Source organism: Providencia sp. PROV174 (assembly GCF_028480685.1).
Taxonomy (GTDB): Bacteria; Pseudomonadota; Gammaproteobacteria; order Enterobacterales; family Enterobacteriaceae; genus Providencia; species Providencia rettgeri.
Genome location: NZ_JAMPOT010000007.1, coordinates 86,081 through 97,812, shown reverse-complemented (window position 1 = coordinate 97,812; position 11,732 = coordinate 86,081). Strand labels below are relative to the sequence as shown.

Sequence of the window (11,732 nt, the reverse complement as noted above, 5' to 3'; positions counted from 1 at the left end):
TTTTTATTTGATCTAACGCACACTTTTATTGAAAAAGTACTCAATTTGTTTACATAGCATTCAATTTCACTTTAAGTCTTTGTAACTCTTTTTAACGCATTACTTCAAGTAACTGACTGACATTCCAGTGCTATTTTATCTATTCAATAAAAAAACATTGTTAATAACATAACAAATTGTTAACTAAATAATGAAATTCAGGTTATGCCAGCTACATCACAATTATTTCATGGTCTTTCCTATTTAACCATACTTATTAAGTGGTTAATTGTTTTTTTTATGAGCGGATATTGATAAAAAATCGATAAATTTGAAGTTGATAACCTATTTAAAATATCACTGAACATTATTTAAGCATGCATAGAAGCAAATTTCTCAATACCATTTCCCAATATTGAAAATTGAGTTCCACAATTTGAAATAATCGTTTCAGTCATCTGCATCAATTCACATTATCTGTTACCTAACAGCTCAATTAGTCTGTACGTTAGCCATTTATTCAGAGATAACCACCTCAACCGCTGCTCACATCTTATTGAGACTGTGATTAACACGTTGATTTTATTTGCACATAGCCAATAACACATTGATCACAAACAAGTGATTCAGCAATAAACTTGTAAAAATGACATAAAAAAACGGTAATCCCAAGTTCATTGGAATTACCGTCATTACAATAAATCAATTAAGTATTGGTGTTAAGATAACCAGATGAATCGATTAACTTAATTACCTTCCTCATTGCTATCCATCAACTCACTTGCTGAGGCTGCAACATAAGGGATTTTTTTGTTTTCAATCGCACTGAATACTGTCAGAACAAAATCTTTTTGCTCGTCTGCATTCTTATACAACCAATACTGAATGTCTGGTAAACGTGGCAGCCCATCAGCTTCATTCAAAATACGTAAATCTGCATTTTGCATTTCCATTGGTCTGGCGGTTACCCCAACTTCTGCATTGACTGCCGCACGAACCGCAGGTAAAGATGCTGCTTCATACGCAACATGCCATGACAAACCTGCATCATCAAGAGCACTAGTACACAGTTTACGATATGGATTGGTTTCATCCATAACAACTAATGGGACAGGCTCATTGGGACGCAATTGAAAATCAGGCGCACTGTGCCACAAAACAGGCACTGTTCTTAACGCTGTTTTGGGGTGGTGACTAATTCTTGCTGTTGTTAAAGCAAGATCTATCTCATGATTATCAAGCATTGACTCAATAAATTGTGCTCGTTTAATGCGCACTTCTACGGCAATTCTTGGATAAACAGACGCGATACGATTAAGTAAGAAAGGTAATAAGATATCGACGGTGTCATCAGATGCACCAATACGCAATTCACCATCAGCGTCATTATAAGTCAATGACGCGGTAGCATCATCATTGGCGCGAAGTATTTGCCTTGCGTAGCCAAGTAATTGTAATCCGTGCGCGGTGAGCAGTTTATTTCGTCCATGGCGAGCGAAAAGCTCACGGCCGACTAATTGCTCTAAACGTTGCATTTGCTGGCTCACAGCAGATTGTGTTCGACAAACGGCTGCAGCTGCAGCTGCGAAAGTGTTAAGATCTGCGACAGCGACGAAAGTACGTAGCAAATCAAGATCTAGGTTCATGATGGGACGATTGGAATTTATCATCGTTCATTCTCTTATATAATTTTATGTTACCTGGTGTTTCTGCTCTCCTCCATGAGAATCAGCGAGTTTATAGCGACTACTAAGTGAGTGCATTTCTAATCCATAGATCTGCAATGACTTCTCATTATTTTACTTTTCTTGTACCTAGCTCACTATTCGTTAACGATAGGCCATGGTACAAATAGCATACTTCCATAAATCAAATAATTTTAATAAAAAAAGGGGGTGATTTCCTAAAAAACACGCTAAAACGCGTTTGATAGGATACGATTAAATAGTAACATATTTAATGTAATCACAATTATTTTAATGTAAGCACATTATAAAATTCGTTTCACTATTTTTACATAGTCAAAAATATCAAATGGTTATAATTTTAAGCAGCACTTTTGGCTAAAGAAAGCAGCTTGAAATAATCAATATTACTAACAAAATCACCCTAATTATTATAAAAAAAGGCCATTACAGCAAAAAAATCATGTCTGATTTAATGATTCAATGCTTAATATTACATTTTGATACAATTTTCTTTTTTCCTTCTATTTTTATGCTTTTTTACTTTTTATACTCCAAAACATCAAAGAATGTCGATATTATAATTCAACTAATTTTATATTATAAGAATATGTAGCCGACTTAAAATAAATAATAAGACACCAAACATTACATTTAAGCGTAAACCAACCTTTTACACCAAAAATAACCTTGCATCTTCAAAAGCTTCTGAGGGAGGAGTACAGTAAAGGAATAACGCCGGCCCGACCAATGTAACCCTTAGGGTAATGAGAGAACTATGAATAATCTAACTAAATCCAGTAAGCTCGATAATGTTTGCTATGACATTCGTGGGCCCGTATTAAAAGAAGCTAAGCGCCTAGAAGAAGAAGGCAACAAAGTCCTCAAACTCAATATTGGTAACCCGGCCCCGTTTGGTTTTGAAGCTCCAGATGAAATCCTAGTGGATGTCTTGCGCAATCTGCCAAGTTCTCAAGGTTATTGCGACTCAAAAGGCTTATACTCTGCCCGTAAAGCGATTGTGCAGCATTACCAAGCTCGTGGTATTCATGAAATGACAGTAGAAGATGTCTACATTGGTAATGGTGTTTCTGAATTAATCGTACAAGCCATGCAAGCACTGCTTAATAATGGTGATGAAATGTTAGTGCCTGCGCCTGATTATCCATTATGGACTGCTGCAGTTTCCCTTTCGGGAGGAAAAGCGGTTCATTATATGTGTGATGAACAGCAAGGTTGGATGCCTGACATTGAAGATATTCGCAAAAAAATCACACCAAGAACGCGTGGTATTGTGGTTATCAACCCAAATAACCCCACGGGTGCGGTCTACAGCAAAGACCTACTGATGGAAATCGTCGAATTAGCTCGACAACATAATCTTATTATCTATGCTGACGAAATCTACGATAAAATTCTTTATGATGATGCGGTGCATCACTCTATTGCCGCTCTCGCCCCTGATTTATTAACCATCACATTTAATGGTTTATCTAAAACGTATCGCGTCGCTGGCTTCCGCCAAGGTTGGATGGTATTAAACGGCCCGAAAAAACATGCGAAAAGCTATATTGAAGGCTTGGAAATGTTAGCCTCTATGCGCCTGTGTGCAAACGTCCCGATGCAGCATGCTATTCAAACTGCATTAGGTGGCTATCAAAGTATTAGCGAATTTATTCAACCTGGTGGTCGTTTATATGAGCAACGTAATCGTGCTTGGGAACTAATTAATCAAATTCCAGGAGTATCTTGTGTAAAACCACAAGGTGCGTTGTATATGTTCCCGAAAATCGATATTAAGCGTTTTAATATCTATGATGACCAAAAAATGATTTTAGACTTGTTACTACAAGAAAAAGTGTTGTTAGTTCAAGGGACCGCGTTTAACTGGCCTGAGCCTGACCATTTCCGCATCGTTACGCTACCTTATGCAGATGACCTTGAAATGGCGATTAATAAATTCGGCCGCTTCCTTGAAGGCTATCGCCAATAAAAATTTATTAAACATAATAAAAAGCCTCCGGAGACGGAGGCTTTTTTTATTCTAAATTTAGCCATCATTAATAGACTGTATTATTCTGATAATCAAAGAATAGAAATAAAATAAATTGCCACAAGGAAAAAACCCAATAATATAAATGGAAAATATTTCATATTGCCTCGTTATTTTCGGATTGAACACCCATTATATTTTTTTGATTATATAATTCAACACAATTAAAATAGCAGTTAAGTTAAAGTCTAAATTTGATTATATTATTATGAGCATCTTAATATGCCAAATAAATATTAAAGCATAGTCACTAAAGAGTAACTTATTAAAAAACAATAAAATTATATCGCTGCTACATTATTTCCGCTATAATTTTTGTCGTTTGCAGACACTAAAAAGAGGACTTATGAGCTACTTTTTCGCCCATCTTGCTAGAATGAAGTTAATCCACCGCTGGCCGTTAATGCGTAATGTCCGAACAGAGAATGTCTCTGAACATAGTCTTCAAGTGGCCATGGTAGCCCATGCGCTCGCTATTATTAAAAATCGTAAGTTCGCAGGGAACGTTAATGCAGAAAAAATCGCTTTATATGCGATGTACCATGATGCCAGTGAAGTGATTACGGGGGATTTACCAACGCCAATAAAGTATCACAACAAACAAATTGCTCATGAATACAAAAAAATAGAAAAATTCGCTCAGCAAAAACTACTCGATATGCTCCCAGAAGAACTACAAGAGGATTTTAAAGCACTACTAATTGAAGATATACAATCAGAAGAAGAGCATTTTATTGTTAAACAAGCTGATACGCTGTGTGCCTACTTAAAATGTTTAGAAGAGCTATCTGCGGGCAATAGTGAATTTAAATTAGCCAAAAGACGGCTAGAAAAAATGCTTGCGGAAAGAAATAGCCCAGAAATGGAATATTTTATGAAAACGTTTGTGCCAAGTTTCACCTTATCATTAGATGAAATTAGTAATTAATTTAAAATAAGGAATGAGCGTATCGTTCCTTATTTTAATACTCAATAACTTTATATTTTAATGTAATTCTTTAGTTTTTTATGCCGAACTAATCTCTGTTGAACAATCTGAAGATGAAGAAAAGTGGGCGTATAACTTTCTAGACTCACCATTAATACCTAATATAACTCTACCACCATCACCCGATGTTATATTACAACTAAAATCATGTTTACATTCATAAACTTCACGATCGTAAGTCCAAAATTTAATATGCCAAATATCAGAGCCAACACCTATATAGTATTTAAATCCAAAACAATTCTCTAAAATACCTTTATTCGGAATATGTTCAATATGTTGCCAATCCTTCATATTCCCCCAAGGAACACCTGCACTATGTGTTAGCGTCACATTTTTTATATCTTTTCCCCAAAAATTTTCAAATGTTGCATAACCATAATGATATTTTTCTGATACATTTTTAATTTGTTCCATAAATTCACCTCTTAATAATTAAATCTATTTTGAGTATTTTTTAAAAGATAGAAAAAATATGTATTATTCATTTATTCTGTTTATTTGTGTTGAACAATTTGCTGATGAAGGAAAGTCAAGATATAACCGTTTTGACTCACCATTAATTCCCATAATTACTTTACCATTGTCACTTGCAGTTAAATTGCAGTAAAAGTTATAGGATGATTTATAATACTCTCCATCTTCAGTCCAAAATTCGATATGCCACATATCTGATCCCACACCTAAATAATATTTAAACCCGAAGCAATCTTTCACAATACCTTTATTAGGAATATCTTCTAAAATATATTCATTAATCATTCCCACTCCAAAAAGCATAGCGGTATGGCCTAATGATATTTTTTTAATCTTTTTACCCCAGAAGTTTTCGAAGGTAGCCAAGCCATAATAATGTCGTTCTACGAATTGTTTATTTAATTCCATATTCTCTCCTGATAAAATACACCCTAAATTAATAATAAATGTTATCAAAACAATTAAGTTAATATTATGCATTTTGATACGAGATTAATGGTAAGTTAAAATACAAGAGAGTAAATTATAATTAATATCATTTAATTGACAAATAAAAGAGGAATGGTTAATTAAAAATATCAATTAACCATTAATGTATTTTCTTAGAATGGAAATAAAATAGGCACGACTGCAATACTAATAAACATCACAATAATAGTGAATGGCACACCCACTTTTAAAAAGTCCGAAAATTTATAACCACCAGGTCCTAAAACTAAGGTATTAACTGGTGATGAAACGGGGGTCATAAAGGCTGCGGATGCGGCGATCCCAACAATCATCGCAAAAGGTAGCGGTGAGACATCCATTTGGCGAGCCGCAGCAATGGCAATCGGAGCCATTAGTACTGCAGTTGCGGTATTGGAAATAAATAACCCAATAGAGGCACACAAAATAAATAGGCACAATAGCATCACATGTGGCCCTAACCCACCAGCAACTTTCATTAACGCATCAACGGCAAGAGCAATCCCTCCCGTTTCTTGCAGTGCGAGCGCAAAAGGCATCATCCCAACAATTAAGATAATACTCGGCCAGTGAATTGACTTATAAGCACTTTCCATATCAATACAGCGAAATTTCCCCATTAACAAGCAGGCAATAAGTGCGGCAATAAAATTAGGAATTTCATTGGTCACCATCATCGCGACCATTAACGCCAAACAAAATAAGGCATGAGGAGCCTGAGATGCAGCAGGTGCCACCGCCTCTACTTCAGCAGCCAAATTCAAGACAATAAAATTTCGTGGCTTAGTCGATAAAATGCGAATTAATTTCCAATCACCAATGACTAATAAAATGTCACCCAATCGAAGCGGCTCATCTACCAACTTGCCGTCCAACGCCTTACCATCTCGACGAATACCAACCACGTTCAAGCCATAACGAGTACGGAATTTAATGTCTCTTAAAGATTTACCCAATAGTTCAGAATCTGGATTCATCGATACTTCAGCCATTCCCACATCACGTGATTGGTCTGAAAAATAATCTCCCCGTAAAATCATCGGTTCAAGGAGTTGTTCACTACAAAATTGGCGTAAATCGTCATCACTCACCGAAATATCGACTAATAAGACATCTCGCTCGCGTAACTCTGTTCCCCCAGTTGCACTCACCATCACTCGACGAAATTTACGCCAACGCTCAATCCCCACTACGTTCGCTTCGTAACGTGAACGCAAGTGTAGCTCATCAAGCGTATGGCCAATGAGTGGCGACCCCTTGCGGATAGCAAGGCGGCGAGCTCTACCTGTCAATTTATAATCACGAATTAAGTCACGAAAGGTGCGTCGATAGCGCTCAGGGAGTTTGTCTGGTTCGTTACTGCCTAGCCAGCGCCTTGTCAGCCACATGTAGGCAATACCTGCGAATAAAATTAAAATACCAATCGGGGTAATAGAGAAAAATTGGAAGCCTTTGATCCCTTCGCGTACCAATTCGCTGTTCACCACCATATTAGGTGGAGTGGCCACCAGTGTCATCATCCCACTGATGAGCCCTGCGAAGCCTAATGGCATCATTAACCGACTAGGCGATGTTTTCATCCGTGATGCGACACTTAAAACGACGGGAATAAAAATAGCCACTACGCCAGTGGAGCTCATAAAAGCGCCTAACCCAGCGACGGTGAGCATGAGGAAAACCAGCATTTTGCTTTCGCTGCTTCCTGCAACGCGAACAAGCCAGTCTCCCATTTGGTAAGCGATCCCTGTGCGAACAAGCCCATCACCAATAACAAATAATGCTGCAATTAGCAGAACGTTAGGATCTGCGAAACCTGCTGTAGCTTGCTCTAATGTTAAGGTATCACTCAACACAAACGCGACAATGACAAGTAATGCGACCACATCCATGCGAATTTTATTTGTGGTAAACAGAACTATCGCAATTAATAGGAGGGTTAAGACCCACAGCAATTCTCCGTTCAAAATATCCCCTTTCGACGAAAAAAAACATTGCTAAGAATTTTATTCAGTTAAGCATGTTTTATGGAGAATTTCTTTGATTAAATCACCATTAAGTCAAATTAGACACGAAAAGTTCATAATCACCATTCTTGTCAGGCCCCGTAACAGAAATTTGAGCCAATGAGTTTACAATTACTTGAATTTCATCACGACGCGGCATGCCTTCTGGTGCATGGACTGCAACCACTTGGCAACCTGCTGTTAATGCAGAGTGGATACCTGCTTGCGCATCTTCAAAGGCAATACAGGATTTTGCAGGAAGAGAAAGTGCTTGAGCGCCAAGCAAGAACGGTTCTGGGTCCGGCTTTCCTTTCGTGACTTTTTCAAATGTCACCCAATGTTTAGGTTCTGGTAAACCCGCAGCTTGCTGGCGTCCATGGGCAATCGGTACAGTACCAGAAGTGACAATTGCCCACGGAGCGCCAATTTCATTTAAACGTGACAGCAAGGCAATCGCACCAGGTAGGGCCACAACGCCCTCCACATCTTCGCTTTCCATTTTTTCTAACCAGCGAAAATACCCCATAATTTCGTCATCACTCGCTTCGGGTAAAAAGTGACGCAAACTGGTTAACGCAGGTTTTCCATGGATAAAATTAATGACTTCGGCTGAGTCTACACCAATTCGTTCACCAAACTTACACCAACAGCGCTCAACCACTGCCAAGGAATCTGCCAATGTGCCATCTAAATCAAATAGAAACCCTTTTGCCTTTAATTTCACGTCTACCCCTTTATTTGCTATTCACATAATAATTGAATCGATTCTAGCCCATTAGTTAACGCTAAATGGGCACATACACGCAACCTCAATATTAAAAATAATTAAGGATTGATACTAAAGCTTAGATTTGAATGCACTTGAGAGTTAAAACAGGAAAGGAATGTTGATTTGAAGTTGAAATTTTATACCTATTAATCCCATTTGCTCTAAGAAGTTTGTGCTGTAGCTAGGCGGCAAGCGCGCTAATCCCTAGGAGCATACATAAGTATGTGACTAGGGTTAGTGTGTGAAGCCAACACCGCTACAGCGCAGAATACGACAAGCAAATATGCTCTAAATTATTCGCGTTGTCGCTAGGCGACCAAAGAGGATATCTCGGGGAGCATACAAAAGTATGTGACCCGAGTAGCCGAACGCAGTCAACAACGCGACAGCGCGAAGAATGACGAGCATTAGGCGTTTAAGATCTGGGAAATCTCCACCGCTGATAAATGATACTGACGAGGACAGGCATGCCAAATCGCTAGCATCCGTACATATTTTTCCCACATTGGCGTTTGTGAGTTAAACCCATGCGTCCCGCTGTCAAAGTGGGTATAACGCCCTTCTGTGTTAACCATAAAGCGAACGTAGCTCAAATAGCGTGCTTCTGTTGCAGCATCAAAACCTAAAAATTGCACGCGCCGGCCATCAATGTCTTCCTTGTTAGCCATGTTGCTATAGGAGACTTGTAGCGCATGGTACATCTCCATGATATCAATAACAGTGCGGCAAATGTCTTCACTCAAATGACCGAAGTCTCTATCTAACTCACGCATTTGCAAACCAAAACCACGTTCAATAATGGTTTGTAAACGGCGATAACGTTCTGCATTATCGGGGTCAAGCATGGTCATCATTTTATATTGATTAGATAAGATCAAGCGTTGTGCGTTAGTCATTTCCATCATGGTTCTCCCACTAAAAAGTATGGCTTATCTTCGCATTCAACATCAATCATAGACAGTGAAAACATCGCTTTTATTGATCTAAACACGCTTTTTGCATTACTTATTGTTAAATCTACCTTTTAGTGGAAATCATCCCTTAGATATCTTCCATAAAAGAGCGATCTAGCTGGTTAAATGCACGTTTTAGCAAGTCAGCTAACGCCATATAATCGGGTTGGTGTTCAACTGGTGCCATAGCGATCCCCGCCTCTGTAAACTTATCACGGATCTCATAAAACCAGCTCAATAAGCTAGATGGCAAAGGCGTCGAAGCACGCTTTCCTAACCACCATAGGCCTTGCATTGGCAAACTACAGGCAAAAAGTGCCGTAGCAATGGCGGGTCCCAATTGCCCACCTAGCGCGATTTGCCATGCTAACGTGAAAATTGCAATCGGTGGCATAAAACGAATACCAAAGCGGACAGCTTTGTTGATGCGAATTTCGGGGAAGATTGGCGACAGTTTTTTTTCCATAGGAAAGGTCTTCAGATAGCGGTTACCTAATCTAAAGCGTTTAAAAAAACCGGGCGGTGTACTTTGTAATGTACTCATGAAACGTTTCCTATCGACTTCTTAAAAACTGAGGCAATAATCTGTAGATTGCGCCATGATAAAATCATAGCACATTTAAGATAACGAAATTATTTCATTACATTTACCTTAAGTTAAGTCACTTTACTAAATATCAGCTATTCTAATAGCAATGTAACCCTGTGCTATAACACCACTTTATACGTCACTTATGATTTTAATCAATCAAAGTCCCTATTTTTAAAAAAAACGTATAAAATATAAAATATTTTTAGTAGAATCTGCCACATTTAGAATTGCTGTTGCATTTGTTACTTTGTAGCTTTATCCATTTTCGAAACTGAAGATAGACAACAGTTATATATATTGGGGTTTTTGGTCGTTATTTCAACACTAGGTGCGAAGGTTTACTTTTATATACCTTTGTAAAAAAGGATAGCGCCTGCTTTATCAAACCCCTAGAGGTCTCACGATCTTTAACTTTTTCGCCTTTAACATGATATCAATCATGATGTTTCAGGTCATAAATACGCTAGGCTCTAGCGGTATATTTTTAATCTGAGTCTTTTCATGTTGTTTAAAAGGCTTCACAACAACAATTAACGATAGGTATTTCCATGTCAAGTAAGCTGGTACTGGTTCTAAACTGCGGTAGCTCCTCACTGAAATTCGCCATCATCGACCCAACTAATGGCGATGAATTTTTATCTGGATTAGCTGAGTGCTTTAACCTCCCGGAAGCCCGTATTAAGTGGAAAATGGATGGTGCTAAGAAAGAAGCGCCTTTAGGTGCTGGTGCAGCGCATAGCGAAGCATTGGATTTCATTGTTAACACTATTCTTGCTGAAAAACCTGAGCTATCAGAGCAAATCACCTCCATTGGTCACCGTATTGTTCATGGTGGTGAGAAATTTACCTCTTCTGTATTAATTACAGACGAAGTGATCGAAGGCATTGAAGCGGCTATTCCATTCGCACCATTGCATAATCCTGCTCATCTCATCGGTATTGAAGAAGCAAGAAAATCCTTCCCGCATCTGATCAACAAAAATGTCGCTGTCTTTGATACCGCATTCCATCAGACCATGCCGCAGGAAGCTTATCTGTATGCATTGCCATACGAATTATATTCAGAGCATAGTATCCGCCGCTATGGTGCGCACGGCACAAGCCATTACTATGTTTCCCGTGAAGCTGCGAAAAAACTTAACAAACCTGTTGATGAGCTCAATGTTATCACTTGCCACTTAGGCAACGGTGGTTCTGTTACTGCCATTGTTAACGGTAAATGTGTTGATACTTCAATGGGCTTAACGCCATTAGAAGGCCTGGTAATGGGAACGCGTAGTGGTGATATCGACCCTGCAATTATTTTCCATTTACATGATTCTTTAGGTATGAGTGTTGATCAAATCAATAAAATGCTAACCAAAGAATCGGGTTTATTAGGTTTAACTGGTGTAACAAGCGACTGCCGTTATGTTGAAGATAACTACGGCACTAAAGAAGACGCAACTCGCGCAATGGATGTTTTCTGCCATCGTTTAGCGAAATATGTTGGTGCATATAGTGCACTGATGGAAGGCCGTCTTGATGCTATCATCTTCACCGGTGGTATTGGTGAAAACTCAGCACAAGTACGTGAAATCACCTTGAAGAAACTGGCAATCCTTGGTTTCGAATATGACCACGAACGTAACTTAGCGGCACGCTTCGGTAAAGAAGGTTTAATCACTACCGATAACAGCCGCCCAGCGCTGGTTATCGCAACCAATGAAGAGTTGGTTATCGCCCAAGATACTGCGCGTTTAACCGCATAAGCAACTTCTACCGC

The 11,732-nt window shown here is 38.6% G+C and carries 10 protein-coding genes; 3 read left to right on the top strand and 7 right to left on the bottom strand.

Translation table 11 applies throughout. The features are described 5' to 3' along the window. Positions 1 to 725 precede the first annotated feature (725 nt). On the bottom strand, positions 726 to 1,649 hold the full coding sequence (locus PSE60_RS04090; protein ID WP_272664632.1) for a LysR family transcriptional regulator: 924 nt from the start codon (positions 1,647 to 1,649) through the stop codon (positions 726 to 728). Between the two features lie 793 nt (positions 1,650 to 2,442). Between PSE60_RS04090 and PSE60_RS04085 the strand changes: the two genes are divergently transcribed. Continuing rightward, positions 2,443 to 3,657, top strand: a complete 1,215-nt coding sequence (locus PSE60_RS04085; protein WP_004259802.1) for a pyridoxal phosphate-dependent aminotransferase — start codon at positions 2,443 to 2,445, stop codon at positions 3,655 to 3,657. 406 nt (positions 3,658 to 4,063) lie between these two features. Continuing rightward, positions 4,064 to 4,645, top strand: a complete 582-nt coding sequence (gene yfbR / locus PSE60_RS04080) for a 5'-deoxynucleotidase (protein WP_272664631.1) — start codon at positions 4,064 to 4,066, stop codon at positions 4,643 to 4,645. A 78-nt stretch (positions 4,646 to 4,723) separates the two neighbouring features. Here yfbR and PSE60_RS04075 read toward each other — a convergent pair whose 3' ends face one another. The 6 genes from PSE60_RS04075 to yfbV form a co-directional block, all read right to left on the bottom strand. Next, entirely contained in the window at positions 4,724 to 5,122 is a 399-nt protein-coding gene (locus tag PSE60_RS04075) for a hypothetical protein (protein ID WP_272664630.1), read from the bottom strand. Between the two features lie 63 nt (positions 5,123 to 5,185). Then, positions 5,186 to 5,590 carry a hypothetical protein gene (locus PSE60_RS04070; RefSeq protein WP_210836995.1) on the bottom strand — a complete coding sequence of 135 codons (405 nt, stop codon included), beginning with the start codon at positions 5,588 to 5,590 and terminating at the stop codon, positions 5,186 to 5,188. A gap of 194 nt (positions 5,591 to 5,784) precedes the next feature. Next, entirely contained in the window at positions 5,785 to 7,614 is a 1,830-nt protein-coding gene (locus tag PSE60_RS04065) for an SLC13 family permease (protein ID WP_004912265.1), read from the bottom strand. A gap of 88 nt (positions 7,615 to 7,702) precedes the next feature. Further along, positions 7,703 to 8,377, bottom strand: coding sequence for a sugar phosphatase (locus PSE60_RS04060; protein WP_272664629.1), 675 nt, complete (start codon positions 8,375 to 8,377; stop codon positions 7,703 to 7,705). Positions 8,378 to 8,829: 452 nt separating this feature from the next. Then, a complete protein-coding gene (locus PSE60_RS04055; RefSeq protein WP_272664794.1) occupies positions 8,830 to 9,324 on the bottom strand; it encodes a YfbU family protein in 495 nt (164 codons plus the stop codon). Positions 9,325 to 9,463: 139 nt separating this feature from the next. Continuing rightward, complete coding sequence (gene yfbV, locus PSE60_RS04050; RefSeq protein WP_004912272.1) at positions 9,464 to 9,919, bottom strand: terminus macrodomain insulation protein YfbV; 456 nt, start codon at positions 9,917 to 9,919, stop codon at positions 9,464 to 9,466. Between the two features lie 596 nt (positions 9,920 to 10,515). Between yfbV and ackA the strand changes: the two genes are divergently transcribed. Continuing rightward, positions 10,516 to 11,718 (top strand): acetate kinase, encoded by a 1,203-nt coding sequence (gene ackA, locus PSE60_RS04045; RefSeq protein WP_210837000.1) that lies wholly within the window; start codon positions 10,516 to 10,518, stop codon positions 11,716 to 11,718. The last annotated feature ends 14 nt before the right edge of the window (positions 11,719 to 11,732 follow it).